Source organism: Zobellella sp. An-6 (assembly GCF_052487945.1).
This window is the reverse complement of the sequence record NZ_CP199259.1, coordinates 3,394,369-3,420,998: the sequence shown is the minus strand read 5'-3', so window position 1 is coordinate 3,420,998 and position 26,630 is coordinate 3,394,369. Positions and strand designations below refer to the sequence as shown.

The window sequence follows — 26,630 nt, the reverse complement described above, 5'->3', positions numbered from 1 at the left end:
GGGCAATTGCAAAAAGGCATAAAGGCCGTGCAAAACGCCCGAGTGGTGTATTTTTGAACGAAACGCTGCCGGCAGGCGCCATCCCGGTTGCAAACCATAGGGTGCTCCAGGAGCATTTGGTTAAATAGCTGATCCTAATAGTGCTACATCGACCGGATCCCGCACGCAGACTCGCCGTGAACCCATCCCTGGGGGCTCCGCCGCGCCATCCTTGGCGCGGAGGGTCTGCTTAGCGGACCCCTGTCGCTGCCGGTCGTGAGCTACCATCCGGAACAGTTATTTAAAGCAGGAGCCGGGTGAGGTTGGACACCGGGTGGATAGATGCGAGAATACGGTTTCTTCGTGCGTGCCGTTGCGGTCCCGGGTTTGGGGGTAAATGAAATTACGGCCGGCAAAGCGATAATTGACTGTTTTTATTCATTTAAATCAAATAGATAAGCTAAATATGCTGTTGATGATCGACAACTACGACTCCTTTACCTGGAACCTGGTGCAGTACTTCGGTGAGCTGGGGCAGGAGGTGGTGGTGCGCCGCAACGACGAGATCGCCCTGGACGAGATCGCCGCGCTGGCGCCGCGGGGGCTGGTGATCTCGCCCGGGCCCTGCACGCCCAACGAGGCGGGGGTGTCGCTGGCGGCCATCAGCCGGTTTGCCGGCGTCATCCCCATCCTCGGCGTCTGCCTGGGGCACCAGGCCATCGCCCAGGCCTTCGGCGGGCGGGTGGTGCGCGCCCGCCGGGTGATGCACGGCAAAACTTCCCCCATCCGCCATACCGGCCGGGGCCTGTTCAAGGGTCTGCCGGATCCGCTCACCGTCACCCGTTACCATTCCCTGGTGGTGGAGCCCGAGAGCCTGCCCGATGGCTTCGAACTCACCGCCTGGACCGAAACCGGCGAGGGGCGGGTGGACGAGATCATGGCCATGCAGCATCGCCGCCTGCCGCTGTACAGCGTGCAGTTCCACCCCGAGAGCATCCTCACCCAGGGCGGCCACCGCCTGCTGCAGAACTTCCTCGAACTTATCTGAGTCCTTCCCTGGCGCCGTCCGCGGGCCATTAGAAATCCTGTTGCCGGCCCCGACTATTAGTTTTACTTATCGGGGCTATCAGTGTTTTTCGTTCGTCAGCCACGCCCGGAGCGGGAATAATGCGGTTTCCGCCTGTCGGGCCGGCCGCGTCAAAAATTTTTTCGGCTGCCCTTTTATGCAGCCCGGCCGCTGGGCCGGGGCCCGGATCGGCGGTTTTGATGCGAGCTTATGCAATATAAATGACTATATTTTTCCTTTTATCAGAATAAGTGACTAATATTTTCGGTGGTTGTAGAGACAAGTCACCATTGTTTTGCAATAATGCTCGCGTGTTTACATGGATTTAACTTTTATCGCAGAGCAAGCTGCGGTATCTGGAGGAGATAAGCATGTCTGATATGGCAGTCACCCGCGAATTGTTCGACCAGGTTATGGTACCCAACTACGCCCCCGCCCAGGTGATCCCGGTGCGCGGCCAGGGTGCCCGGCTGTGGGACCAGCAGGGTCGGGAATACATCGACTTCGCCGGCGGTATTGCGGTCAACTGTCTCGGCCACTGCCACCCGGCGCTGGTGTCCGCGCTCAAGGAGCAGGGCGAGAAGCTCTGGCACCTGAGCAACGTGTTGACCAACGAGCCGGCGCTGCGCCTGGCCAAGAAACTGGTGGACGCCACCTTCGCCGAGAAGGTGTACTTCTGCAACTCCGGCGCCGAGGCCAACGAGGCGGCCCTCAAGCTGGCCCGCCGTTACGCCATCGACAACTTCGGCCCGGAAAAGACCCAGATCATCGCCTTTACCCAGGGTTTCCACGGCCGCACCTTCTTCACCGTGTCGGTGGGTGGCCAGGCCGTCTATTCCGACGGTTTCGGTCCCAAGCCGGCCGACATCGACCACGTGCCCTACAACGATCTGGCCGCGCTCAAGGCGCTGATCTCCGATCGCACCTGTGCCGTGGTGATGGAGCCGCTGCAGGGCGAGGGCGGCATCATCAGCCCGGAGCCGGCCTTCGTGCAGGCGGTGCGCGAGCTGTGCGACCAGCACAACGCCCTGCTGGTGTTCGATGAAGTCCAAACCGGCGTGGGCCGCACCGGCGCCCTCTATGCCTATATGGATCTGGGCGTGACCCCCGATATCCTCACCAGCGCCAAGGCCCTGGGCGGCGGTTTCCCCATCGGCGCCATGCTCACCACCAGCAAGATCGCCGCGGCCTTCAAGGTGGGCACCCACGGCTCTACCTACGGCGGCAACCCCCTGGCCTGTGCGGTGGCCGAGGCGGCCTTCGACACCGTCAACACCGAATCGGTGCTGAAGGGCGTGAAGGAGCGCGAGGCCTGGTACCGTGAAGGGCTGGACGCCATCAACACCAAGTACGGCTGCTTCAAGGAAGTGCGCGGCAAGGGCCTGCTGCTCGGCTGCGTGATGAACGAGCAGTTCCAGGGCCGGGCCCGCGACTTCCTGCTGGCGGCCATGGAAGAGCAGCTGATGGTGCTGATCGCCGGTGCCAACGTGGTGCGTTTCGCCCCTTCCCTGGTGATCACCAAGGAAGAAGTGGCCGAAGGCCTGGCCCGCTTCGAGCGCGCCGTGGCCAAGGTTGTGAACGGCTAAGTCATCCCGGCGACAGCCATCAGGGCGGGGCAGGGTTGCCTCGTCCTGGTCGCCAACTTTGTAATAAGGAGTTCTGCATGTTGGTGATTCGCCCCATCGAGCAGAGAGATTTCCCCACCCTCAAGCAGATCGCCATTGAATCCGGCCACGGTTTTACCTCGCTGCCGGTCAACGATGAGCTGTTGCAAAACAAGATCGATCATTCCATGGCCTCCTTCGCCAGCCGGCCGGCGGGCAAGGGCGAGTGCCTCTATTTCTTTGTGGCGGAAGACAGCGACACCGGCGAGGTGCTGGGCACCACCGCCCTGGACGCGGCCGTGGGCCTGTCTTCCCCCTTCTATACCTACCTGCTGGGCAAGCAGGTACACAGCTCGCGCAAGCTCGGCATCTACAACGTGGTCGAGACCCTGACTCTGACCAACGACTACACCGGGGTCAGCGAGCTGTGCACCCTGTTCCTGCGCGAAAAGGCGCGGGAAGGGCTGAACAGCCGGCTGTTGTCCAAGTGCCGTTTTCTGTTCCTGGCCGAGTTTTCCGAGCTGTTCGACCATCGCATCCTGGCCGAAATGCGCGGCGTGTCCGACGAGCGGGGCAACAGCCCGTTCTGGAGCTGGCTGCAGGAGCACTTTTTCTCCATGGACTTCCCCACCGTGGATTACCTCACCGGCATCGGCCAGAAGGGCTTTATCGCCGACCTGATGCCCAAGTACCCGATCTACGTCAACCTGCTGTCCCAGCAGGCGCGGGCGGTGATCGGCAAGACCCACGACAAGACCCGGCCGGCCCTGCGCCTGCTGGAGGAAGAAGGCTTCGCCTGGCGCGGCTATGTGGACATCTTCGACGCCGGCCCCAGTGTGGAATGCGATCTCAAGCACATCCGCACCGTGCGCAACAGCCGGCGGCTGACGGTGCAAACCGGCCAGCCGGTACACGCCGGCAAGTTCCTGATCAGCAACACCCGCTTCGATGGTTTCCGGGCCCTGATCGGCGATATGGCAGTCAATGAAGAAAAAGCCCAGGCGGTGCTGTCCCCCGAGATGGCCCGCTTGCTCAAGGTGGAAGACGGCGACAGCGTCCGGGTAGTGGAGATGTAAGGCAATGACTGAAGCAGTGCAATATATCAATGGTCAATGGCTGGCGGGGGAGGGCGAACCCTTCGCCTCCCTGGATCCGGCCAAGAATGAAGTGATCTGGCACGGCGCGGCCGCCGGCCCCGAGCAGGTGGCCGCCGCCATCGCCGCCGCCCGCGAGGCGTCCCTGGCCTGGGCCGAGCGTCCGGTCGAGGAGCGGCTGGCCATCGCCAAGCGCTATGCCGAGCTGCTCAACGAGCACAAGGAAGAGCTGGCCCGGGTGATCGCCCGGGAAACCGGCAAGCCCCAGTGGGAAACCCTCACCGAGGTGGCGGCCATGGTCGGCAAGGTCGGCATCTCCGAAAAGGCCTACTTCGAGCGCACCGGCACGGTGGAAAACCCCATGCCCGGCGCCCGCGCCTTCGTGCGCCACAAGCCCCACGGCGTGGTGGCGGTGTTCGGCCCCTACAACTTCCCCGGCCACCTGCCCAACGGCCACATAGTGCCGGCGCTGATCGCCGGCAATACCGTGGTGTTCAAGCCTTCCGAGCTGACCCCCATGGTGGCCCAGGAGATGGTCAGGCTGTGGGCGCAGGCCGGCCTGCCCGCCGGGGTGCTCAACCTGGTGCAGGGCGAGGTGGCCACCGGCAAGGCGCTGGCGGCCCATCCGGGCATCGACGGCCTGTTTTTCACCGGCTCCTCCCGCACCGGCAACCTGCTGCACAGCCAGTTCTCCGGCCAGCCGGGCAAGATCCTGGCGCTGGAGATGGGCGGCAACAACCCCCTGGTGGTGACCCGGGTGGAAGACGTGGACGCCGCCGTGCACACCATTATCCAGTCCGCCTTCATTACCTCCGGCCAGCGCTGCACCTGCTCGCGCCGCCTGCTGCTGCCGCAAGGCGAGGCCGGTGACCGCATCCTGGCGCGGCTGGTGGCGGTGACCAAGGCCATCCGGGTCGGCCGGTACGACGCGGATCCCCAGCCCTTCATGGGCTCGATGATCTCCGAAAAGGCGGCCAAGGCCATGGTGGCGGCCCAGGCCCATCTGCTGGCCCTGGGCGGCGAGTCGCTGCTGATGCTCAAGCACCTGCAGGCCGGCACCGGCCTGGTGTCGCCGGGCATCATCGACGTTACCGCCATCCATGATCTGCCCGACGAGGAATACTTCGGCCCGCTGCTGCAGGTGATCCGCTACGGCGAGCTGCCCGAGGCCCTGGCCATCGCCAACCACACCCGCTACGGGCTGTCGGCCGGCCTGCTGTCGGACCATCAGGAAGACTGGGACTATTTCTTCCGCCGCATCCGCGCCGGCATCGTCAACTGGAACAAGCCGATCACCGGCGCCTCCAGCGCCGCCCCCTTCGGCGGCATCGGCGAGAGCGGCAACCACAGGGCCAGCGCCTACTATGCGGCGGACTACTGCGCCTACCCGGTGGCCTCGGTGGAAGACGACAGGGTGACCATGCCGGCCAGCCTGTCGCCCGGGCTGCAGTTTTAACGGTCGACGGCCGCTGTCGTCGTCATGCCCGCGCAGGCGGGCATCCAGGGCCATGGGCACAGTGCTGACCGGCGTTGCCTCAACGCCATGGACCCCCGCCTTGGCGGGGGAGACGACAAGATAGCGGGGGCGGCGGCAAGAAAATACGGGTTGCGGGCCGATGGCGGACGGGCCACCAGCGCCGTTCGCTGCCGGCACTCGGGCCCCGGCCTTGGCCGGGGTGGGGGAGGAGACAAGGCCGCCTTGCGTTCTCAGCCGGGTGGCAACAAGGTACTGACCGGCCGGACAAGATGCCCGGCCGCTCGGATTGCGTGAAATAGGGATGACCCCACAACAAGGAAAAAAGAGCATGCACACTTCGGTGAATGAACTGTTCAACGCCCTGTGGCAGGACTATCTGAAGATGACCCCCAGCGCCCTGGAGATCCACGAGCTGCTGGGCGGCGGCAAGGCCATCATCAACGACCACGTGGCGTTTCGCACCTTCCGCCATCCCAAGCTGGGGCTGGAGAAGCTGGCCGCCCACTTCCTGGCGCTGGGCTACGAGCAGAAGGGCGAGTACCATTTCGAGGCCAAGAAGCTCTACGCCCGCCACTACGAGCATCCCCTCGATGCCACCGCGCCCAAGGTGTTTATCAGCGAACTGCTGCTGGAGCAGTGCTCCCCCGGGCTGCAGCGCATCGTCGCCGGCCTGATCGACCAGGTGGACGAGGGCCTGCCCGCCCAGACCGGTTTTCTCTATTCCGGCGCGCCCTGGAAGGTCTCTTATGAAGACTACAAGACCCTGCTGGAAGAGAGCGAATACGCGGCCTGGCTGGCGGCCTACGGCTTTAGGGCCAACCACTTCACCGTCAGCGTCAACGAGCTGGACGGCTTCGACAGCCTGGAGGCGGTGAACAGCGCGCTCAAGAACGCGGGCTTCCGGCTCAACACCGCGGGCGGCGAGATCAAGGGCTCGCCCGAGGTGCTGCTGGAGCAGTCCTCCACCATGGCCGACACCGCCATCGTCGAGTTCAGCGACGGCAAGGCCGAGCTGCCGAGCTGCTTCTACGAGTTCGCCCTGCGCTATGCCCAGCCCGACGGCAAGCTCTACACCGGCTTCGTCGCCGCCTCGGCGGACAAGATCTTCGAAAGTACCAACGTCAATGGATAACAGCGGGGAGCCGGACTCCCCGCCGCTTGCCCACAACAAGAAGTGCCCTTTCGGTAACTGATTGCCGATACCTTCACAGGGATGGCGCCACGGCGCCATCCCTGCTTTTTTTATCAGAAACTGAGCTGTACTTCGGCCCACCACTGGCGTCCCGGCTCCGAGATCCGGTCGGTCTGCGGATTGATCCCGACGAAGTCGTTTTCCTGCTTGTTGATGAACTCGCTGTAGCCCTTGTCGAACAGGTTGTCGATGCCCGTTGCCAGTTTCACCCGGGAGTTGAGCCGCCAGCCAGCGTTCACCGAAAACACGGTAAAGCCGGAAGAAGGCCCCAGATCCTGGCCGATGATGTTGCCCTGGCCTTCGGCAAAGCGATGCTGGCCGGCGACGTTGCGCATCAGCAGGGCCAGCTCGTGCTCTCCGTTATCGAAGCCGAGGGCGGTGTTGAGCTCGAGCGGCGGGGTCTGGCCGAGGGGGCGATCGTCGCTGGTGTTCTGGCCATGGGTGTAGGCCAGGCTGGAGCCGAGCGACCAATCGGAGCTGAATTGCCAGCGGATTTCCGCCTCGCCGCCCAGGCGGCGGGCATCGATATTGCGGGCCTTGGCGGGATCCAGGTTGTCGACCAGGATGAAATCATCCACATGGCCGGCAAACAGCGACAACGAGCCGCTCAGCCGGCCATTCCGGTACAGCAGGCCGGCATCCAGCTGGTGGTTGGTCTCGGTGGCCAGGGCGCCGTTGCGGTTGCGCTCCCAGAAGTCCGGTGCCCGCTCGGCCTGGCCGTAGCCGGCGTACCAGGTCCAGGCCTGCTGCCGGTGCTCGAGGCGCACAAAGCCCGCGTGCAACCGGTAATCCTGCTGCTTGAGGGGGTTATCGATGGTGAGCTGCTCGAAGCGGGCCCGGGTATGATCGAGGCGCAGGCCGCCGATCAGTTGCTGCCTTTCGTTCAGTTGCCAGTTGTTTTCCACGAAAACGCCGTGGTTTTCGAATGACTGGGTATCCAGGTAAGGCTTGGACTGATAGTCGTCGGCGGCCGCCGCCGTCATGCCCATTCCCATGCGCGAGCGGTGGTCGTCCTGCATCCAGTCCACCCCCAGCTGGGTCTGGTGGTGGCCCAGGTTGAACTCGGCCAGCAGCCGGGCGGTGTCGGTGGTTCGCTCGGGGTTCATCGCCTTGTACATGCCGCTGACCGGGCGCAGGCTGTAGTTGTCCATCACGTGGTCGATCAGGCTGTGGCCGTATTGCAGCTGCAGCTTGCCGAGCCAGGGAGTGAGGGCCTGGCGTTCGAGCCGGATGCCCCAGGCGTCCCGGTCGAACTGGCTGCCGTCCATCGCCCGGTCGGCGTAGGCGGCCTCGCCCCGGCTGCGGTCGTAGGACACTTCCAGCAGGCTCAGTTCGTCCGGGGTCAGCCCCAGCTGCAGGCTCTGGCTGCGCTTGTCGTAGGCCGAATGCACCCGGTCGCCGTCGCCGTCCCGGTAGTCGTCGGCCTGGTTGTGGTTGGCGTTGAGGCGCAGGTAGCCGAGCTCATTACCCGCATCGAGATCCGCGAAGGCATCCAGACGGTCGGCGCTGCCGGTGGTCAGGCCGGCGTCCAGGTTGAGCTCCCCTTCGCCGTAATAGCGGGGATGGCGCAGAAACTGCACCGAGCCGGCCACCAGGCCGGGGCCCTGGGTGACCGTCTGCGGCCCCTTGGTGATCACCACCTCGTCATAGGCTCGGGGGAACAGATAGGCGGTGGGCGGATCCATGCGCCCGCCGCAGCCGCCGAGTACATAGCTGTTGTCGCTGGTAATGGCGAGCCGGGAGCCGCCCAGGCCGCGAAACAGCGGATCGCCCGCCATGCCGCCCTTGCGGGTGATGCTCATGTTGGGCACCGTTTTCAGCAGGCCGGCGCCGTCGGCGGCCGGGATCGGCTGCACCGGCGACTGGGGATCCAGGCTCAACAGGTTGGGGCTGACCAGCGGCGAGGCGGTAACGATGATGCTGGTGGCGGTGCTGAGCGATGGCTGGTCTTCGGCGACATCCTGCCCCTGGGCACTGTTCAACGTGAGCAGGGGCAGGGCGAGGGGAAAGAGATAGTGATGTTTCATGGAGATTGCCGTTAGCTTCTTGGTGGATGGCCTGGTTGCGGCGTTAAAAAGGAGGACTGCAGCCAGGCAAGCACTGGCTGCAGCCATGGCCGCAACTGAGCAAGCAAGGGCGCGGCCATGGCCCAGACTCTACGGCCAGGGCGGAAGGGCGACAATGCGGCATATTGTCGCAGGCGCGGGCTTGATGTCCGTCAATGGCCGTGCGGGGCGACGGTGGCACAATGCCCCATTTCGAGGGAATGTGATGGAACCCGACAAGGCCAGCGGGCAGGGCGGCCCCCTGTTCAGCCAGTTGCCCTTCGTGCAGACCATGCGCTGGCTGTTCTGGCTGGCGCTGACCGCCTCCCTGTGGCTGACCGACCACCTCCTGCTGCCGGTGCTCGGCCCCGAGTTGTGGCTGGTGCTGCTGGCACTCGGCCTGACCAACGGCGCCGGCAGCCTGCTGTGCCGGCGCGCTCCCGGATGGGCGGGGCTCAGGGAGGCGGGCCTGTTGCTCGATATCCTGGTGCTGACCCTGGTGGTGGCCTTCAGCGGCGGAGTGATGAACCCGGTGGCTTCCCTTTACCTGTTTCCGTTGCTGATCGCGGCCCTGACCTGTGCCGCTGCCTTCGCCTGGTTGCTGGTGGCCATCGCCACCGCCTGCTACCTGTCGCTGTTCCACTGGTACCGGCCGCTGGCCATCGCCGGCCATGAGCATCACGGCCTGCCGGCGGAGCCCCTGTTCAATCTGCACCTGCTCGGCATGTGGTTGACCTTCGGCCTGTCGGCGGTCTTGATCACGGCGGCGGTGTCCTGGCTGATCCGCCGCCTGGCCGACAAGGAAAGCCAGTTGCAGCAGGCCTACCAGAACCAGCAACAACAGGAGCGCTTCCTGCTGCTGGGCATGGAATCCGCTTCGGTGGCCCATCAGCTGTCGACCCCGCTCAGCAACCTGTTTCTCCTGGCCGAGGAGCTGGAGCAGGAGTCGGCGTTGTCGGAGGAGGGCCGGAAGCAACTGGATACCCTCAACCGGCAACTGCTGCTCTGCCGGGATGTGCTCTGGCAGCTCAGGCACAGGGCCGAGCCGTTGTCCGGGCCGGTGTGGCTGTTCGACAGCCTGCGCGGTTACCTGGCGCGCTGGGCCAACCTGAGGCCCGATGTGCGTTGCCGATGGTACGATGAAGCACTGGCAGGGGATTATCTGGTGTGGCTGGAGGAGCCCTTCTGGGCGGCCTTGTTCAATATCCTGGACAATGCCGCGGACGCGGGCGAAAACTGGGTTGAACTCTACACCACCGTGATCGACGGTGGCCTGCTGGACATCGGCATTCATAATCGTCAGGGCCATCTGAGCGACGAGCAGCTGCGGCGTGCCGGGCTGAACCAGCAGGACTCGGCCAAGCCAACGGGGCTGGGCATGGGCGTGTGGCTGGCCCATGCCACCTTTTCCCGGCTGAATGGCAGCCTGACCTTGCGCAATCATGCCGAGGGCGGCGTCTATGCCCGTATCCGCATGCCGTTACGGCTGGCCGGAGAGGACGGCGCCGGCGAGTGTTCGGCCATCAACGCGGGAGGCGCGCATGCGGCATTTTCTGCTGGTGGATGACAACCCGACCTTCGCCGCCTTGCTCAAAAAAAGCTTCGGTCGCCGTGGCCTGACCTTGTCCTGGGCCGCAGACGGCACGGCCGCCCTGGCCCGCGCGCCTGGGTCCGACGGCATTATCCTCGACCTGAACCTGGAAGGAGAAAGCGGCCTGCAGCTGTTGCCTGCCCTGCGCCGGCAATTTCCCCGGATCCCCATCGTGGTGTTGACCGGTTACGCCAGCATCAGTACCGCCGTTGCCGCCGTCAAGCTGGGCGCCACCCAGTATCTGCCGAAGCCGGCGGATGTGGAGACCATCCTCGCGGCCTTCAACGAGCCCGGGCAACCGGCGGCGGCCGCAGAGGAGCTGGTCGCCTTTCAGCCTTCGGTGCGCAAGCAGTCCTGGGAATATGTGCAGTTTGTGCTGCAGCAGCACGGCGGCAATATTTCGGCGGCGTCCCGGGCCCTGGGGATGCACAGGCGTACCTTACAACGCATGTTGCAAAAAAAGCCCATGGCCCGTTAAAGTCACAACGGTTATCCGCATATCAACGAGGGAGCACGAGAGATGAAACTGGCATTTATCGGACTGGGGGTCATGGGCTTTCCCATGGCCGGGCATTTGCAACAGGCGGGCCATGAGGTCTGTGTCTACAATCGCAACCCGCAGAAGGCGGGCGACTGGGTGGCGCGCCATGGCGGCACCAGTGCGGCCACGCCCGCGGAGGCGGCCCGGGGCGCCGACATGGTGATGGTCTGCGTGGGCAACGATGACGACGTGCGCGCCGTGGTCTGCGGCGAGGAGGGGGTGCTGGCCGGTATCCAGGCCGGCGCCCTGCTCATCGATCACACCACCACCTCGGCGGAGCTGGCGGAAGAGCTGGCCCGCCAGGCCGCCGCGGTCGGCGCGCGCTTTATCGACGCCCCCGTCTCCGGCGGCCAGCTGGGGGCGGAAAACGGCACTCTCACCGTGATGATCGGCGGTGACGAGGCGGACGTGGCCGAGGCGGCGCCGGTGCTGGCCGCCTACGGCAAGAAGGTGACCCGGCTGGGCCCGGTGGGTGCCGGTCAGCGTTGCAAGATGGTCAACCAGATCTGTGTGATCGGGGCGGTGCAGGGCATTGCCGAGGGGCTGATGATCGCCAAGAAGGCCGGGCTCGATATCCCCACCCTGATCGAGGTGCTGGCCGGCGGCGCGGCCCAGAGCTGGCAGTTGCAGAACCGGGCCCAGACCATGGCGGAGGGCAAGTTCGATTTCGGCTTCGCCGCCCAGTGGATGCACAAGGATTTGGGGATCTGCCTGGAGGAAGCCAAGCACCAGGGACTCAAGCTGCCGCTCACCGAGCATGTGTACCAGGTCTACGAGAAGCTGCTGGCCGAGGGCTTCGGCCGCTGCGACTCCACCGTGGTGATCAAGGATCTGGAGTCCTGACAACCTGAGCCGGGCCGTCCCCTGCCAGGGGAGGCCCGGTAACGCGGCAGATTTTGCCTGTGGCGGGGCGCCGGGACTTGGCAGTCGTGGGGCGGGTCGGCTATGCTGAGTTCGTCCCCAGGCCAGTCGCCACGGGCATTTTCCCATGCGGTTATGTGATGTTTTCCGCAGTTTCCGAACAAAACAACGGCACTTGATATTTGGCTTCAAGACAAAGGCTTTGCTTGAGCCCGAAATTTGAATAGAGTGGGCAACCGCTTAATGCCAAGTGAGAAAGGATCCCCTATGAATAAGACTCAGCTTGTCGATGCAATCGCCGCCAAGGCGGACTTGAGCAAGGCTCAGGCCAAGGCAGCACTGGAAGAAGTACTCAGCGGTATCACCCAAAGCCTGAAGGAAGGTGATCCGGTACAGCTGGTCGGCTTCGGCACTTTCAAGGTAAATCATCGCGCCGCCCGTACCGGTCGCAACCCGCAAACCGGTAAGGAAATCGAGATTGCGGCGGCCAACGTGCCCAGTTTCGTGGCCGGTAAAGCCCTGAAAGACGCCGTCAAATAACGGTTCCCAAACCCGGCGGAGCCGGGTTTTTTTTCGCCTTCACTTGCTCCTTTGATTGTCCGGTTGTTATAACTGAACCAAGTCTGTTCCCGTTTCAGGGAGGCTGTTATGGAAGTTAATGCGATTCGACAGGTGGCAACCCCGTGGGCCGGTGCCCGGGGGCTGGCCACGGGGCTGATGCTGACCGAGCTGCATCAGGATGTATGGAATGGCAGCCTGATGCTGTCGATGGGCATGCCCACCGACATCGACACGCCGCCTCGGGTTGTCTACCGGCTGGTATTCGAGCATCTGTTCGGCTACCGGGTACTGGAGGGGAGCGATGTACTGGACTTTATCGATGATGATGAGCAGGATATCGATGCCCAGGTGCAGCTTATCACCCCGTCCCGATTCTTAACCTGGTTTCACCAGCAGACCCACGGCACTCACCTGGACGAGGATATCCAGCATTACCGTATTTCCAGTTGGGATTTTTGTGTGGATGTACTGGCGGCCCAGGCGCCCCTGGTACAGCGTAAACAGGAGTGATATGAAGGGGTTTATCCTGGTTGCCCACGGCAGTCGGCGGGCGGCCGCCAACGACGAAATTGCCGCTTTCTCCCATGCCCTCGCCGAAGTTATGAGCGACAAGTTTGCGCTTGTCGGCCATGGCTTCTGGGAGCTGGCCGAGCCTAGCCTGGAGCAGGCCATCGACAGCCAGGTGGCGGCCGGCGCCCGCGACATCCGGCTGTTTCCCTATTTCCTGGCCCAGGGCAAGCACGTGGTCAAAGACCTGCCTTCGGTGCTGGAGCAAAAGCGCAAACAGTATCCGTCCGTCACCATCACCCTGTTGCCCCATCTGGGCGCCTTGCCCGGCTTCGCCGGCTGGTTGGGCGAGCAGCTGTAAGGACGACAGGGGCGCGGCTCGCCATGCCGCGTTTCACGGCCGCCACCCTGGGCGCTCGGGTTACCCGTTAAGCCATTCCAGTTTCCAGCTCGCCTGGGGATCCAGGGCCAGCGCCGCCGTCAGTCGCGGCAGTAACTGACTCAGTTGCTGCTCCAGCTTCCAGGGCGGATTGAGCACCACCATGCCGGAGCCGTGCATGCCGAAGTCGTCGGCCTGCCGGCCGACACCGAGTTCGGCGCACAGCACCTGCTCGAAGCCGCAGCGGGCCAGGGCCTGCTTGAGGCCGGTGCTGCGATCCACCTGCTTCGCCAGCAGCGGATACCAGACCGCATAGATGCCGATGGGCCAGCGCTTGTGCGCCTTGGCCAGGGTGTCGGCCACCCGGTGGTAGTCTTCCTTCAGCTCGTAGGGCGGGTCGATCAGCACCAGGCCGCGTCGGGGGGTGGGCGGCAGCAGCCCGACCAGGCCCTCGAAGCCGTCGCGGTGGTGGATGGCGACCCCGTCCCGGCGCAGGTTCTGGCGCAGGTTGTCCACCTCGTTGTTGTGCAGTTCCATCAGCACCAGCCGGTCCTGCGGACGCTGAAAATGTTCCGCCACCTTGGGCGAGCCCGGGTAATAGTCGAGCCTGTCGCCGTCGTTCATGGCCTGGATGGCGGCGAAGTAGCCGGCCAGCGCCGGCCATTGCTCCCGCTGCTGCCACAGGGGGGCAATGCCGCCCAGATATTCCGCCTTTTTCTGGGTCCATTCGTGAGCCAGGGCGTAGCCGCCGGCGCCGGCGTGGGTGTCGATATAGCAAAAGCCCTTGTCCTTGGCACAGAGGGCCTCGAGGATCAGGGACTGGACGGCGTGTTTCAGCACGTCGGCATGGTTGCCGGCGTGAAAGGCATGGCGATAGCTCAGCATGAAATGGGTCCTAGCCTGCGAGTTTCAGTTGCCACAGGGGCGCATCGGCCACCTGCAACCGGGTGAGGTAATCGAGCAGGGCACCGCTGCCGGGCGCGGGCGGGTGCCGCTCCAGCACCTGCAGCAGCTCCTGCTGCTGCCAGCGCTCCAGCTCCAGCTCGTGCTGCAACAGCTGACCGTAGTCGTCTTCGTCGAGCCGTTCCTTCAGCCATCGGCGCAGTTGCCGCCACTGGCCGAACAGGCCCCGACGGGCCTCGAGCAGTGGCAGGAACAGGGCCGGATCCGTGGCCAGCCCCAGTTCTTCCAGCAGCAACAGCAGCAACAGCAGATTGACGTTGGCACCGTGCTCCTCCTGCAACTGCAGGCAGGCCTGGGCCACGCCGGGACGGCCGTAGTGTTGTTCGCTGAATTGCCACAGCTCGTCGGCGCCGATCATGACTGCTCCAGCTCCTCCAGTTGCTCCTGCAACGCCAGCCATTCGGCCTCGGCGTCCGCCAGCTGTTGCTGAAGGGGGCTTTGCTCCTTCAGCAGTTGCTGCAGCCGGGCCTTGTGCTCGGCCTGGTAGATGTCCGGCTCGGCCAGTTGCCGCTCGATGTCGGCCAGTTGCTGCTGGCAGCGTTCCATTTGGCTTTCCAGCCTGGTGATGGCCTTGCGCAGGGGCTGGGTCTGCTGGCGCAGCTCGGCCTGGCGGCGCTTTTCCGCCTTGCGCCCCTGGGCGGAGTTGTCGCCGGCCGGGGCCTGTTGCTCCGGCTGCTCGGCCTTGTCCTGCTCCACCAGCCACTGGTGGTAGTCGTCCAGGTCGCCGTCGAAGGGTTGTACCCGGCCGCCGTCCACCAGGTAGAACTCGTCGGTGGTGGCGCGCAGCAGGTGGCGGTCGTGGGACACGATCACCATGGCGCCTTCGAATTCCTGCAGCGCCAGGGTGAGCGCCTCGCGCATGTCCAGATCCAGGTGGTTGGTGGGCTCGTCCAGCAGCAGCAGGTTGGGCTTCTGGTAGACGATCAGCGCCAGCACCAGCCGGGCCTTTTCGCCGCCGGAGAAGGGGCCGACCGGCTCCTTCACCTTGTCGCCGCGAAAGTCGAAGCCGCCCAGGTAGTCGCGCAGGCTCTGCTCGCTGGCCTTGGGATCGAGCCGGGCCAGGTGGGTGAGCGGCGATTCCTCCGGGTGCAGGCTCTCCAGCTGGTGCTGGGCAAAGTAGCCCAGCGCCACGCCCCTGCTCGCTTCCAGCTTGCCCGAGAGCGGGGTCAGCTCGCCCGCCAGCAGCTTGATAAAGGTGGACTTGCCGGCGCCGTTGCGCCCCAGCAGGCCGATGCGCGAGCCGGGTACCAGGTTGAGCTTGATCGCCGACAGCACCGCCTGGCCGCCGTAGCCGGCGGCCAGCTTTTCCATGGCGATCAGCGGCACCGGCAGGCTGGCCGGCGGACGGAAGTGGAAGCTGAACGGCGAGTCCACGTGGGCGGGCAGGATGCGCTCCATCCGCTCCATGGCCTTGAGCCGGCTCTGGGCCTGTTTGGCCTTGCTCGCCTTGTAGCGGAAGCGATCCACGTAGCTCTGCATGTGGCTGAGTGCGCGCTGCTGTTTTTCAAACATGGACTGCTGCAGTGCCAGCTGCTCGGCGCGCATGCGCTCGAAGTCCGAGTAGTTGCCGGTGTATTCGTTGAGCCGGTTGTTCTCGATATGGATGATGCGGCCGACCACGGCGTCGAGAAAGTCCCGGTCGTGGGAGATCAGGATCAGGGTGCCGGGGTAGCTTTTCAGCCAGCGCTCCAGCCAGATCACCGCGTCCAGGTCCAGGTGGTTGGTGGGTTCGTCCAGCAGCAGCAGGTCGGAGCGGCAGATCAGCGCCTGGGCCAGGTTTAGGCGCATGCGCCAGCCGCCGGAAAAGGCGCTCACCGGGCGGGACTGGGCGGCGTTGTCAAAGCCCAGGCCGTGCAGCAGGCCGGCGGCGCGGGCGTGGATATGGTAGCCGCCGTGGGTCTCGAGCCGGCCGTGCAGCTCGGCGATGGCAATGCCGTCGTGGCGGGCCTCGGCCTGTTCCAGCTCCCGGCACAGCCGGCGGTATTCCAGGTCGCCGTCGATCACGTAGTCGAGCGCCGAGCAGCCCAGGGCCGGGGTTTCCTGGGCCACGCTGGCCAGCTGCCAGTCGGCGGGCAGGGCAAACTGGCCGCTGTCGATGCCGAGCTCGCCCTTGAACAGGGCGAACAGGCTGGACTTGCCGCAGCCGTTCTTGCCCACCAGGCCGACCTTCTGGCCGCCGTGGATGGTGGCGCTGGCATCTTTCAACAGGGGGCGGCCGCCCCGGAGCAATTCAATCTGGCAGAGGGTGATCATGGTGGCCCGGCATCCAACAAAAAGCGTATTTTAGCCGGTTTTGCCACCCGGATGACAGGGGGCGCCCAGCCAATGGCGGCAATCCTGCTCGAACTGCGGCAGGGAGGCGAAGCCGTACCGGGCCAGCAGGCCTTCCCAGTCCGCGCTCTTGGGCAGATCCCGCAGGATGAACAACAGGGCGGCCTGGCGGCGCCAGCTGTCGGCATCGCAGCCGAAACGCCGGCGAAAGGCGGTTTCTTCCTCGTCGGTCAGCAGGAAACCGGTCGGGTCCGCGGCCATCTTCTGGTGCAGGGGCGGCTGGGCGTCGAAGGGCAGCAGGTCGTGGGGCAGCAACTCGTCGTACAGCGACCGGCACAGCCGGCCCTGGGCGCCCTGCCAGTCCCGCTCGCCCTGCCAGCCGGCCAGCTTGTCGGCGATGGCCAGCAGCAGGGGGGAAGGGGTGAGCCGGCCGCTGCCCCCGGGCTGTGCCAGGCGGGGGGACAGCGCCACCCGGCTCAGCCGGCTGGCGGCGAAGCCATGCCAGGCGAAGAGGGTGTCGGCGGCGAGAAAGGCGGCCTCGCCGGTCGCCAGCGGATAATAGTGGCGGCCCAGTTGGATCAGGCCACAGCCCTGGTGCACCAGCAGCAACTGGCCCTTGAGGTGGCGCTGGCGCTTGCCCGGCAGCAGATGGGAATGAGGGTGCAACTGGTGATGGATACTGTAATAGGTGGCGGTGAGCATTGTAGTCGGTTCGATTTTGGCGGAGAATCCGGGACAGAGTGGTAACGAGGAGTTCGGTCGTGGAAACCCGTCGCAAAAAGCGTTTTATCGCCGGTGCCGTCTGCCCCCAGTGTCAGTCGATGGACACCATGATGCTGTATATGGAGCACGGTGTCGAGAAAGTCGAGTGTGTCCGTTGTGGCCATCACCAGAGCCAGGCCGGCGAAGAGGTGAAGGCGGCAGGCAGCGGCGAGCTGATCGGAGTGTTCAAGCCGGAGTAAGGCGATAAAACCACGCCAGTTGCGCGTACTTTACGCAGTCGTACGAAACAGCTCTTCCCAGCTTTACCTCCTCTGGGCTAGACTGGCATCGGCGGAACAAGTGTTTTATTCCCTGTGCTATCTTGAATTCTGCCAGCCATGGCCCCTCCGGGGCCATCTTCATTCTGCCCGCGCCGCATTTCCAGCGTATCCGCCATCATGTATGCTATGGCGACATTCACGAACAGGGCCATTCCCATGAAAGTATCCCAAGACACTGTGGTGACGCTGGATTTTACCGTTACCAATGCCAACGGTGACATTCTCGACTCTACCGAAGGCAAGCAGCCGCTGCAGTACCTGCACGGCACCGGCTACCTGGTGGCCGGGCTGGAAGCGGTGCTGACCGACAAGGTGGTTGGCGAAGATTTCGAGGTGACCCTGACGCCGGATCAGGCTTACGGCGATTACGACGAGGCCCTGGTGCAGTCCGTGCCCGGCGAGCTGTTCGACGGCATGGAAGTGTCCGAAGGCGATACCTTCGTGGCCGAGACCGATGACGGCCATCGTCCGGTGACCATCGTCGAGGTGGCGGAAGAGTATGTGAAGGTGGACGGCAACCATCCGCTGGCCGGCATGACCCTGAGTTTCAAGGGCGTGGTGCGCGAAGTGCGCGCCGCCACCGAGGAAGAGCTGGCCCACGGCCATGTGCATGGCGAGCACGACCATCACCACGATCACCACGAGCATGACGGCGGCTGCTGCGGCCACCATCACTGAGCCGGGTTCGGCATCAAAAAGGCGCTGCGGCGCCTTTTTTGCTGCCCTCATCCCTCACCTCAGTAATGGGGCGGCGGCGTCTCTTCCGCCTGACTGGCGATCTGGCTGGGCTGCAGCTCCTTGAACTTCTTCACCAGCAGGCTGAGCTGGGTCTTGAGCCGGGCGATTTCGGCGCCCTGGGCGGTGATCTCCTGGTTGAGCTGGTCGATGGTGTCGTCCTGGAAAGCCAGCCGGGTTTCCAGCTGTTCCAGGCGGTGGCAGTATTCTTCATTCATTGTCTGGTTCTCTCTGTACTGAGGGCCCAGGTTTCTCCCAGGCCGGCGGAGCTGATGCTGTAGACACGCTCCTGGTCGGCGAAGGCCACGCCGTACACCAGGGCACTGGCCGGCCTGAGCCGGGTGTGCAGTCCCACCCGCCAGCTCTGCAGTAGACGGCCGTCGTCCAGCTGCCACAGATCCAGGCGGCGGGCGGTGCCGCCGGTGAGCAGGCGGTTGTGCTCCGGATCCAGGTGGGCACTGACGAAGGTCTGCCCCCGGTGAGGCACCTGCAGGCTGGCCAGGGGCTCGCCGGAGGGCAGCCGGCGCACGATGCCGCCGCCCTGGGTATCGGCGCTGAAGGCGTGGCGGCCTTCCCGGTCCAGGCGCGCCAGGCTGACGCTGTGGGGATGCTGCCAGCGGCTGAGGATGGCGGCATCCTCGGTTTGCCAGAGCAGCACCTGGCCGTCGTGGCTGGCGCTCAGGGCGTAACGGCCGTTGGCGGACAGATCCACCGCATTGATCCTGTCCTCATGGCCCATAAACAGCAGCCGACGGCCGCTGTGCAGGTCGACGTATTCCACCTCGCCGCTCTGGTAGCCGAGCAGCAGACTACGGCCCGCGTCCGCCAGGGCCAGGCTGCGCAGGGTGTGGTTGAGTTGGTAAAAGCCCAGGTTGCGGCCGTTTTGCAGTGACCACAGGGCCACTGTGTCTTCGGTGGCGGTGGCCGCGGCTCGACCGTCGGATGAGATGGCAAGCAGCACTATATCCTGGGGCGAAGCGCCCTGATACCAGTGGTAGAGCGGCTCCGCATCGCCTTGTTGCCATACCTGTACCGGACTGGGACCGGTGGAGATCAGGGTAAAGCGGCCGTCGGTGCTGGTTTCCGCCGCCAGCACTGTGCCTTCGGCATAACGGCTCTGGTGCAGGGGGGTATCCCCGCCCTCGCAACCGCTCAGCAGCAGAAGCGTGACGCACAGCATGGCGGTCAGCAGGCTTATCGGCATTTTTGTCGGCTTGGGCTTTCGCATCGGCAAGTTGAAACGTTAGTATAGGTCTTGAGTTATAAGCATCTCATTTTCCATGGGGTTTTTCCCCTGTTCTGGAGTCAATAATGAAAAAACTGTTGCAAGTCAGCTTGCTGGCCTCCGCCGTCATGGTGGGTCTGAGTGGTTGTAAGGAAGAGCAGGCGACGGCACCCGCCCCGGCGGCCGAGTCGGCGCCGGCCCTGACCAGCTTCGAGGATAAATCCGCTTATGCCATCGGCTTGTCGATGGGCCGCTACATCGGCTCCACCCTGGAAAAGCAGCAGGAGCTGGGCGTCAACCTGAACAACGACATCATACTGCAAGGGGTGAAGGACGGCTTTACCGACCAGGGAAGCATGACCGACGAGGAAGTCCAGAGCGCGCTGATGGCCTACGACGAGCATATCAACGAACTCATCGAAACCCAGTCCAAGGAACAGGCGGCGGCCACCCTGGAAGAAGGCAAGAGCTTCCTGGAAGAAAACGCCAAGCGCGAAGGCGTGCAGGTGACCGAGTCCGGCCTGCAGTATGAGGTGCTGAACGAAGGAGACGGCGACAAGCCGGTGGCGGAAGACGTGGTCACCGTGCACTATGTGGGTACCCTGGTGGACGGCACCCAGTTCGACAGTTCCATCGATCGGGGCGAGCCGGCGAGCTTCCCGCTCAACCAGGTGATCCCGGGCTGGACCGAGGGCGTGCAACTGATGCCGGTGGGCGCCAAGTACAAGCTGTTCATCCCGTCCGAGCTGGCCTACGGCGAGTCCGGTGCCGGCACCATTCCCGGCAATGCCGTGCTGATCTTCGAAGTCGAGCTGCTGGATATCGAGCGGGACGAAAAGCCCGAGGCCGAGACCCAGGAATAATCTCCCGGCGCCCCCGGGCGCTCGGTTCAACAGAGCAACTGCCGCCAGCCCTCCGGGTCTTGCAGCAGTTGCTCTTTTTGTTTTCTGGTCAGTCGCTTGAGTCGGTATTCCAGCTTCAGGGCGGTGTTCTTGTCGGCCACCGCCAGCTGCCAGGCCAGCATGGCCGGCCGGCGGGCCCAGACATAGCGGGAGGCCTGACTCCGCTGCCGGTTATGCTCCCGGCACCGGCGCTCGGGATCCAGGGTGATGCCGGCATAGAGGCTGTGATCCCGGCAGCGCAGCAGGTAAACAAACCAGGTGTCGGCGCCGGATCCCGGGGCGGTCTCGATTTCATCCATTACAATTAGCCGGTCAATGACAACAAAACGGGATCATAGCGGGGTTACCCATGAATAGGAACGACAGCGGCGCGGCCTTGCTGCTCGGCGGCCTGATTGCCCTCGGGCTGGTATGGGGCGGCAGTTATCTGAAGGACGCGGTATACATCTGGAAACAGGCGGACCGGGTGGTGGCGGTCAAGGGGCTGGCGGAGCGGGAAGTGCCGGCCGATCTGGCGCTGTGGCCACTGAGCTTCTCGGTGTCGGCCGACAGCCTGGCCGAATTGTACGGCGCCATCGATGCGGACAGCACCAAGATCACCGCCTTCCTGCGGCAGGCGGGGTTCGGGGAGGGAGAGCTGAACTTTGCCGCCCCGGTGGTGCAGGATCTCTGGGCCCATCAGTACGGTGACCAGCGTCCGCCCCAGCGCTACCGGGCCGATGCGGTGCTGCTGGTGCGCAGCCGGCAGGTGGAGCTGGTCAAGCAGGCCCAGCCGGCCACCGCCACCCTGGTCAGCCAGGGGGTGCTGCTGACCCAGCATTACGAACACAAGACCCGCTATGTGTTTACCGGCCTGAACGACATCAAGCCGCAGATGATCGCCGACGCCACCGCCAATGCCCGGGAGGCCGCCCTGCAGTTTGCCAAGGATGCGAATGCCCGGGTCGGCGCCATCCGTTCGGCCCAGCAGGGTTACTTCTCGGTGGCGGACCTGGATCCCTACACCCCGGAGATCAAGCAGGTGCGGGTGGTGACCAGTGTCGAATACCTGCTGGAGTGATTCAGTCGGCTGTCGTCGCGTCCAGGGCGATGGTCAGCACCTGCGGGGGGTAGCAGAGGCCGGTGGTGCAGCCCTGGTAACGGAACTCGACCCGGCCGACGTCGCCCGTCGAACGCAGCGGCACCTGCAGCCGCAACTCCTGGTGGTAGACCTGGCTCTGGCCGAAGTACTCGTCCTGGTGCGGCCTGCCCTCGGGCAGGGTCCAGTCGCCGAGCTCGGCCTGCTCCGCCGACAGCGCCAGGCGGTGGCGGTAGAGGTAGTAGCCGGGGGCGATGTCTACCGTCAGCGTCAGCCGCCCGTCCGCCTGCCGGTGACTGACGACAAAGGCCTGCTCCACCGGCAGAAAGGAGGGAGCGGCGGGGGCGGCTTTGGTCAGGCCCAGCCGTTCGAGCAGGCCGGCCTGGGCCGGCGCCAGGGGCAGGGTAAAGGCCAGCAGCAGTGCAGGGATACGCAGCAACATGGTGTTCCTTGTTGAAGGGGCCGGAGCCGGCCCGTCGGGGCCATCATAGCCGGAACCGCCCCCGGTCGCTTGACCTGGGTCATGAATCGGCGGTCGGGGCCGGGTCCGAGGCTTTCACTATAACGTCCTGCTGGGGTAAGGTCACCGCTGCGGGACGTTTGAAAACGGGCATCGTCGTCCCCATATGCTAGGTTTGACCCGTAACAACGCCCAAACGGCGCGAGCAGAGGTAACAGTGGGTAAAGTATTCTTGCTATTGGTCGGCGCCATCTTGCTGGAGATTTTCGTGTTTATCGAGGTGGGCTCGGCCATCGGCGCCTGGAGCACCCTGGCGCTGATCGTGCTCACCGCCGTGGTCGGCATCGGCCTGGTCCGCATTCAGGGCATCCAGACCCTGATGGAGGCCCAGCACAAGATCAACCGGGGCGAGCCGCCGGCGCGGGAGATGGTGTCGGGCATGATGCTGGCGCTGAGCGGCGTGCTGCTGCTGCTGCCGGGCTTCGTGTCGGATCTGGCCGGCCTGCTGCTGCTGCTGCCCCCGGTCAGGGTGGCCCTGGCGGAGCGCTTCCTGAGCCGGGCCCATGTGCGCGGCCACAAGGGTCATACCTTCAGTGCCGAGTATCATTATCACAGCGAGGTCCGCCGGCCCGAGGAGCGGCTGCGGGACCACAGCCCCGGCAGCACCTTCGACGGCGAATACGAGCGCAAGGACGACAACAAGTAGTCCTCCCGCCGGCGCCCGCCTGGCCGTCTCCGTCAGCCCAGCTTGGGGCTCTTCTCCGCCAGCGGATGGTTGATCCGCCAGGGGAAGCGCTGCCAGGCGAACAGGCAGGCCAGCAGTCCGGCCAGGATGTTGGCCAGCAGCATGCCGGCAAACAGTCCCGCTTCCCCGGCCCAGCCCGCGCCCAGCCAGGCCAGGGGCAGCAGCAGCCCGAACAGGCGGATGCCGTTCAGCAGCAGGGAAATGGCGGAGACCCGCAGGCCGTTCAGGGCCGAGGCCAGCAGCATGAAGCAGCCCTGCAACCCGTAGCCCAAAGGCACCAGCCGCAGGTAGAACTCCAGGTGCCGGGCGACCTCGGGGCTGTCGGTGAACAGCCGGGCCGCCAGCGGCGCCAGCAGCCACAGAACCCCGAACACCAGCAATTGAAACCCCACCGCGAAGCGCATCGCCAGCAGCAGGGCCTGGCGGCTGCGCTCATGCAGGCCGGCGCCGGTGTTCTGGGAGATAAAGGGCGCCAGCACCGAGCTCAGCGCCATCATCACTATCATCACCAGGGCTTCGATGCGGGAGGCGGCGCCATAGGCGGCCACCACTTGGGTCCCCAGCCCCGCCAGTATGGTGAGCAGCAGGGCGGTGGCGACGGGATTGAGCATATTGGTAAAGGAGGCGGGAATGGCCACATGCAGCAACTGGCGCCAATGTCCCGGCAACTGGCGCAGGGCGGTCAGGGGCCACACCAGCAGCCGCTCGCGCCGGCGCAGCAGGTAAAGCCCCACTACCATGGCCATCAGCCAGGAGCAGGCCGAGGCGATGGCGGCCCCCCGGATGCCCAGCGCCGGGAAGGGGCCCAGGCCGAAGATCAGCAGGGGATCGAGCAGGCCGTTGACCAGGCCGGCCACCGTCATCACCAGGCTGGGGGTGTGGGTATCGCCGGTGGCGCGGATGGCGGCGTTGCCGACCATGGGCAGCACCAGCAGGGGCACCGTCAGGTACCAGATCAGCATGTAGTCGCGGATCAGCGGCAACAGCTCGTCGCCGGCACCGAGCCAGCGGAACAGGGGGGTGATGGTGGCGGCGCCCAGGATCGCCAGCAGGCTGACCAGCAGCAGGGCCAGCAGCAGGCCGTGGCTGGTGAACTGGGCGGCCAGGCCCTGGTTGCCGGCGCCCAGGGCCTGGCCCAGGCTGGCCGACAGGCCGGCACCCAGCCCCATGGCCAGGGAGATCACCATGAAGGTCACCGGAAAGGTGAAGCTCACCGCCGCCAGGGCGTCGGTGCCCAGCAGGCCGATGAAGAAGGTGTCCACCAGGTTGAAGGCCTGGATGGCGACGATGCCGAGTGCCATCGGGCCCGTCATCCTGACCAGTTGCGGGCCTATGGGGGCGGTGAGCAGGGAGTTGTGTCTTGCCACTGAGCATCTCTTGATCTGGGGAGCCGGCGTCGCCGGCAGCGGTGGCCATGATAACGCCCGGGCGCTTTCTTTAAAAAATTTTTGTGTTTTGCCCTTGAAGGCCGAAAAACCGCTCCCATATAGAAGGTCAACGGAACAGTTTGCGGCCTCGGCCGTTTATCTAACTAAGGTAACAACACTCATTGGGAGAGTTATCGATGAACATTCGTCCATTGCACGATCGCGTCATTATCAAACGTATTGAAGCCGAGTCAAAATCTGCCGGCGGTATTGTTCTGACCGGCTCTGCCGCCGAGAAATCCACTCGTGGCGAAGTGCTGGCCGTTGGTAATGGCCGCGTACTGGACAACGGTGAAGTGAAGGCCATGTCCGTCAAGGTCGGTGACAAGGTGATCTTCAACGAAGGTTTTGGTGTGAAAACCGAGAAGCTGGATGGCCAGGAAGTCCTGATCCTGTCCGAAAACGACATTCTGGCTATCGTCGAAGAATAATCCGGTTCATCAACTTTTTAAGGAAGATAAACAATGGCAGCTAAAGACGTAAAATTTGGTAACGACGCCCGCGTAAAAATGCTGAAAGGCGTGAACATCCTGGCCGATGCCGTCAAGGTGACCCTGGGCCCGAAAGGCCGCAACGTGGTGCTGGACAAGTCCTTCGGCGCCCCCAACATCACCAAGGACGGCGTGTCCGTGGCCAAGGAAATCGAGCTGGAAGACAAGTTCGAGAACATGGGCGCCCAGATGGTGAAGGAAGTGGCCTCCAAGGCCAACGACGAGGCCGGTGACGGCACCACCACCGCCACCGTGCTGGCCCAGTCCATCGTCAACGAAGGCCTGAAGGCCGTGGCCGCCGGCATGAACCCCATGGATCTGAAGCGCGGCATCGACAAGGCCGTGATCAAGGCGGTGGAAGAGCTGAAGGCCCTGTCCGTGCCCTGCAAGGACACCAAGGCCATCGCCCAGGTGGGTACCATCTCCGCCAACTCCGATGAGAAGGTCGGCCAGCTGATCGCCGAAGCCATGGAAAAAGTGGGCACCGACGGTGTCATCACCGTGGAAGAAGGCCAGGGCCTGGAAGACGAGCTGGACGTGGTGGAAGGCATGCAGTTCGACCGCGGCTACCTGTCTCCCTACTTCATCAACAAGCAGGAAACCGGCACCGTCGAGCTGGACGACCCCTTCATCCTGCTGGTCGACAAGAAGATCTCCAACATCCGTGAATTGCTGCCGGTGCTGGAAGGCGTGGCCAAGCAATCCAAGCCCCTGCTGATCGTGGCCGAGGACGTGGAAGGCGAAGCCCTGGCCACCCTGGTGGTGAACAACATGCGCGGCATCGTGAAAGTGGCCGGCGTCAAGGCCCCGGGCTTCGGCGACCGCCGCAAGGCCATGCTGCAGGACATCGCCATCCTCACCGGCGGTACCGTGATCTCCGAAGAGGTGGGCCTGGAGCTGGAAAAAGCCACCCTGGAAGACCTGGGCCGCGCCAAGCGCGTGGTGATCACCAAGGACAACACCACCATCATCGATGGCGTGGGCGAAGTCGAGGCCATCAACGCCCGTGTGGCGCAGATCCGTCAGCAGATCGAAGAGTCCAGCTCCGACTACGACAAAGAGAAGCTGCAGGAGCGGGTGGCCAAGCTGGCCGGCGGCGTGGCCGTGATCAAGGTGGGTGCCGCCACCGAAGTGGAAATGAAAGAGAAGAAGGCCCGCGTCGACGACGCCCTGCACGCGACCCGTGCCGCGGTGGAAGAAGGCGTGGTGCCCGGTGGCGGTGTGGCCCTGGTGCGTGCCGCCGCCAAACTGGGTGGCCTGACCGGTGACAACGAAGACCAGAACGTGGGTATCAAGGTCGCCCTGCGCGCCATGGAAGCCCCGCTGCGCCAGATCGTCAGCAACGCCGGCGAAGAAGCGTCCGTGGTGGTGTCCAAGATCAAGGCCAGCGAAGGCAACTTCGGTTACAACGCCGGCAACGACACCTACGGCGACATGCTGGAGATGGGTATCCTGGATCCGACCAAGGTGACCCGCTCCGCCCTGCAGTTCGCCGCCTCCGTGGCCGGCCTGATGATCACCACCGAAGCCATGGTGACCGAGCTGCCGAAAGACGCCGCTCCGGCCATGCCGGACATGGGCGGCATGGGTGGCATGGGCGGCATGATGTAATGCGACGAGAGTCGCGCAGGTAGCTAGCCTGGCTGGGTTACACCCGTAGTGACCACTAACTTTTAAGTGGTGGTCACCACCCTTTCCAGCAGAAAATAGCATTTGAGAAAACCCGATATTCGGGCTTGTTTCCAGGCCCGAATATCGGTACTCCGTAAGGAGTTCCGAATTCAGGTATGGGTGATGAGCCTGTATCCCCGCATTACGCGAATGATACACGTTGAAGCAGTCTCGAAGTTTGAGGTTGTGAGGTAACGGGAATATCCGTGTCTATCAAAAGCTAAGCACCTGCCGGTGTGAAGCTGTGTTCGATGATTGTTCCACGCGATACTCGGTCAAAAGTAACTTGGCCGGTGGGTGAGCGGAACCTGTTGTGCAACCAACAGTAGCCTAGGGATAGTGCGTCACTGGTAACGGTGGGGTGCGAAGCTTCCTGACAATGTACTCCCCGCAAGGGTTCGGTTTACATCGCGAGGTGTGCCGGAGATTTCGCCAGTAGCAGGCGGATGAGAGGCTAGGCTGGGTCATATGGTCAACATACGTGAACTGCTAACAAGCACCGTCAGCCGCAATGAGCGCAAGCTACTGACGCGCTCTGACCAAAAGGTACAAGGCTGGCTATCCCTCTTACATCTGGGGATACGTTGCCATCAAGCCTTCGGTGTATTGGCAGGACCTAAGTGACTCGTGTCATCGGCACGGAACTCGGAAACCCCGTATTTTCGCCCCGGTTTAACGACGAGGGGCAGGCGAAGAGCAATCGACGCTGTTGGAGGTGCGGG

At 64.2% G+C, this 26,630-nt stretch carries 28 protein-coding genes; 18 read left to right on the top strand and 10 right to left on the bottom strand.

Features of this window, described 5'->3' with window-relative positions; translation table 11 throughout:
- The first annotated feature begins 445 nt into the window (after positions 1-445).
- The 5 genes from ACT7DK_RS15955 to ACT7DK_RS15935 all read left to right on the top strand — a co-directional run bounded on the left by ACT7DK_RS15955 (position 446) and on the right by ACT7DK_RS15935 (position 6,352).
- Positions 446-1,027, top strand: a complete 582-nt coding sequence (locus ACT7DK_RS15955) for an anthranilate synthase component II (RefSeq protein ID WP_445400866.1) — start codon at positions 446-448, stop codon at positions 1,025-1,027.
- Positions 1,028-1,416: 389 nt separating this feature from the next.
- A complete protein-coding gene (locus ACT7DK_RS15950; RefSeq protein WP_445400864.1) occupies positions 1,417-2,631 on the top strand; it encodes an aspartate aminotransferase family protein in 1,215 nt (404 codons plus the stop codon).
- A 77-nt stretch (positions 2,632-2,708) separates the two neighbouring features.
- Positions 2,709-3,725 carry an arginine N-succinyltransferase gene (gene astA / locus ACT7DK_RS15945; RefSeq protein WP_445400862.1) on the top strand — a complete coding sequence of 339 codons (1,017 nt, stop codon included), beginning with the start codon at positions 2,709-2,711 and terminating at the stop codon, positions 3,723-3,725.
- A gap of 4 nt (positions 3,726-3,729) precedes the next feature.
- Complete coding sequence (gene astD / locus ACT7DK_RS15940; protein WP_445400860.1) at positions 3,730-5,199, top strand: succinylglutamate-semialdehyde dehydrogenase; 1,470 nt, start codon at positions 3,730-3,732, stop codon at positions 5,197-5,199.
- Between the two features lie 349 nt (positions 5,200-5,548).
- Positions 5,549-6,352, top strand: a complete 804-nt coding sequence (locus tag ACT7DK_RS15935) for a DUF1338 domain-containing protein (protein ID WP_445400858.1) — start codon at positions 5,549-5,551, stop codon at positions 6,350-6,352.
- A 113-nt stretch (positions 6,353-6,465) separates the two neighbouring features.
- Here ACT7DK_RS15935 and ACT7DK_RS15930 read toward each other — a convergent pair whose 3' ends face one another.
- A complete protein-coding gene (locus ACT7DK_RS15930) occupies positions 6,466-8,439 on the bottom strand; it encodes a TonB-dependent copper receptor (protein ID WP_445400856.1) in 1,974 nt (657 codons plus the stop codon).
- Positions 8,440-8,683: 244 nt separating this feature from the next.
- Here ACT7DK_RS15930 and ACT7DK_RS15925 point away from each other — a divergent pair, with 244 nt between their 5' ends.
- From ACT7DK_RS15925 to ACT7DK_RS15900, 6 genes are all read left to right on the top strand, one after another.
- Complete coding sequence (locus ACT7DK_RS15925; RefSeq protein ID WP_445400854.1) at positions 8,684-10,024, top strand: sensor histidine kinase; 1,341 nt, start codon at positions 8,684-8,686, stop codon at positions 10,022-10,024.
- The gene (locus ACT7DK_RS15920; RefSeq protein ID WP_445400852.1) at positions 9,999-10,526 is read left to right on the top strand and encodes a response regulator transcription factor; all 528 of its coding nucleotides are present in this window, start codon (positions 9,999-10,001) and stop codon (positions 10,524-10,526) included. Before ACT7DK_RS15925 ends, ACT7DK_RS15920 begins: the two co-directional genes overlap by 26 nt.
- Before the next feature lie 42 nt (positions 10,527-10,568).
- The gene (locus tag ACT7DK_RS15915; protein ID WP_445400850.1) at positions 10,569-11,432 is read left to right on the top strand and encodes an NAD(P)-dependent oxidoreductase; all 864 of its coding nucleotides are present in this window, start codon (positions 10,569-10,571) and stop codon (positions 11,430-11,432) included.
- A gap of 285 nt (positions 11,433-11,717) precedes the next feature.
- Complete coding sequence (gene hupA / locus ACT7DK_RS15910) at positions 11,718-11,990, top strand: nucleoid-associated protein HU-alpha (RefSeq protein ID WP_445400848.1); 273 nt, start codon at positions 11,718-11,720, stop codon at positions 11,988-11,990.
- A gap of 108 nt (positions 11,991-12,098) precedes the next feature.
- Positions 12,099-12,521, top strand: coding sequence for a hypothetical protein (locus ACT7DK_RS15905; protein ID WP_445400846.1), 423 nt, complete (start codon positions 12,099-12,101; stop codon positions 12,519-12,521).
- Between the two features lies 1 nt (position 12,522).
- A complete protein-coding gene (locus tag ACT7DK_RS15900) occupies positions 12,523-12,879 on the top strand; it encodes a sirohydrochlorin chelatase (protein ID WP_445400844.1) in 357 nt (118 codons plus the stop codon).
- A 60-nt stretch (positions 12,880-12,939) separates the two neighbouring features.
- On the opposite strand, the gene ACT7DK_RS15895 is transcribed toward ACT7DK_RS15900, so the two are convergent.
- The 4 genes from ACT7DK_RS15895 to ACT7DK_RS15880 are packed head-to-tail and all read right to left on the bottom strand — an operon-like array spanning position 12,940 to position 16,833.
- Positions 12,940-13,782: a 23S rRNA (adenine(2030)-N(6))-methyltransferase RlmJ gene (locus ACT7DK_RS15895; RefSeq protein ID WP_445400842.1), complete on the bottom strand. Its 843-nt coding sequence runs from the start codon at positions 13,780-13,782 to the stop codon at positions 12,940-12,942.
- Positions 13,783-13,792: 10 nt separating this feature from the next.
- Entirely contained in the window at positions 13,793-14,218 is a 426-nt protein-coding gene (locus tag ACT7DK_RS15890; RefSeq protein ID WP_445400840.1) for a TIGR02444 family protein, read from the bottom strand.
- Positions 14,215-16,113, bottom strand: coding sequence for an ABC transporter ATP-binding protein (locus ACT7DK_RS15885; protein ID WP_445400838.1), 1,899 nt, complete (start codon positions 16,111-16,113; stop codon positions 14,215-14,217). Before ACT7DK_RS15885 ends, ACT7DK_RS15890 begins: the two co-directional genes overlap by 4 nt.
- 30 nt (positions 16,114-16,143) lie before the next feature.
- Positions 16,144-16,833, bottom strand: a complete 690-nt coding sequence (locus tag ACT7DK_RS15880; RefSeq protein ID WP_445400836.1) for a hypothetical protein — start codon at positions 16,831-16,833, stop codon at positions 16,144-16,146.
- 59 nt (positions 16,834-16,892) lie between these two features.
- Here ACT7DK_RS15880 and ACT7DK_RS15875 point away from each other — a divergent pair, with 59 nt between their 5' ends.
- Both ACT7DK_RS15875 and slyD read left to right on the top strand, forming a co-directional pair.
- Positions 16,893-17,093, top strand: a complete 201-nt coding sequence (locus ACT7DK_RS15875; RefSeq protein ID WP_445400834.1) for a YheV family putative zinc ribbon protein — start codon at positions 16,893-16,895, stop codon at positions 17,091-17,093.
- 237 nt (positions 17,094-17,330) lie between these two features.
- The gene (slyD, locus tag ACT7DK_RS15870) at positions 17,331-17,852 is read left to right on the top strand and encodes a peptidylprolyl isomerase (protein ID WP_445400832.1); all 522 of its coding nucleotides are present in this window, start codon (positions 17,331-17,333) and stop codon (positions 17,850-17,852) included.
- Positions 17,853-17,911: 59 nt separating this feature from the next.
- On the opposite strand, the gene ACT7DK_RS15865 is transcribed toward slyD, so the two are convergent.
- Positions 17,912-18,127 (bottom strand): SlyX family protein, encoded by a 216-nt coding sequence (locus tag ACT7DK_RS15865; RefSeq protein WP_445400830.1) that lies wholly within the window; start codon positions 18,125-18,127, stop codon positions 17,912-17,914.
- Positions 18,124-19,113, bottom strand: coding sequence for a WD40 repeat domain-containing protein (locus ACT7DK_RS15860; protein ID WP_445400828.1), 990 nt, complete (start codon positions 19,111-19,113; stop codon positions 18,124-18,126). The genes ACT7DK_RS15865 and ACT7DK_RS15860 overlap by 4 nt, the downstream gene beginning before the upstream one ends.
- A gap of 107 nt (positions 19,114-19,220) precedes the next feature.
- On the opposite strand from ACT7DK_RS15860, the gene fkpA reads away from it, so the two are divergent.
- The gene (gene fkpA, locus ACT7DK_RS15855; RefSeq protein WP_445400826.1) at positions 19,221-19,997 is read left to right on the top strand and encodes an FKBP-type peptidyl-prolyl cis-trans isomerase; all 777 of its coding nucleotides are present in this window, start codon (positions 19,221-19,223) and stop codon (positions 19,995-19,997) included.
- A 26-nt stretch (positions 19,998-20,023) separates the two neighbouring features.
- Here the strand turns inward: fkpA and ACT7DK_RS15850 are convergent, their stop codons facing one another.
- Positions 20,024-20,335 (bottom strand): GIY-YIG nuclease family protein, encoded by a 312-nt coding sequence (locus tag ACT7DK_RS15850; protein WP_445400824.1) that lies wholly within the window; start codon positions 20,333-20,335, stop codon positions 20,024-20,026.
- A 50-nt stretch (positions 20,336-20,385) separates the two neighbouring features.
- On the opposite strand from ACT7DK_RS15850, the gene ACT7DK_RS15845 reads away from it, so the two are divergent.
- Complete coding sequence (locus ACT7DK_RS15845) at positions 20,386-21,096, top strand: SIMPL domain-containing protein (RefSeq protein ID WP_445400822.1); 711 nt, start codon at positions 20,386-20,388, stop codon at positions 21,094-21,096.
- Position 21,097: 1 nt separating this feature from the next.
- On the opposite strand, the gene ACT7DK_RS15840 is transcribed toward ACT7DK_RS15845, so the two are convergent.
- Complete coding sequence (locus ACT7DK_RS15840; RefSeq protein ID WP_445400820.1) at positions 21,098-21,556, bottom strand: protein-disulfide reductase DsbD domain-containing protein; 459 nt, start codon at positions 21,554-21,556, stop codon at positions 21,098-21,100.
- 235 nt (positions 21,557-21,791) lie between these two features.
- On the opposite strand from ACT7DK_RS15840, the gene ACT7DK_RS15835 reads away from it, so the two are divergent.
- Positions 21,792-22,280, top strand: a complete 489-nt coding sequence (locus tag ACT7DK_RS15835; protein ID WP_445400818.1) for an FxsA family protein — start codon at positions 21,792-21,794, stop codon at positions 22,278-22,280.
- 32 nt (positions 22,281-22,312) lie between these two features.
- Here the strand turns inward: ACT7DK_RS15835 and ACT7DK_RS15830 are convergent, their stop codons facing one another.
- Entirely contained in the window at positions 22,313-23,632 is a 1,320-nt protein-coding gene (locus tag ACT7DK_RS15830; protein ID WP_445402378.1) for an MATE family efflux transporter, read from the bottom strand.
- A 251-nt stretch (positions 23,633-23,883) separates the two neighbouring features.
- Here ACT7DK_RS15830 and ACT7DK_RS15825 point away from each other — a divergent pair, with 251 nt between their 5' ends.
- Positions 23,884-24,177 (top strand): co-chaperone GroES, encoded by a 294-nt coding sequence (locus tag ACT7DK_RS15825; RefSeq protein WP_094040257.1) that lies wholly within the window; start codon positions 23,884-23,886, stop codon positions 24,175-24,177.
- Positions 24,178-24,210: 33 nt separating this feature from the next.
- Positions 24,211-25,848, top strand: coding sequence for a chaperonin GroEL (groL, locus tag ACT7DK_RS15820; RefSeq protein WP_445400816.1), 1,638 nt, complete (start codon positions 24,211-24,213; stop codon positions 25,846-25,848).
- The last annotated feature ends 782 nt before the right edge of the window (positions 25,849-26,630 follow it).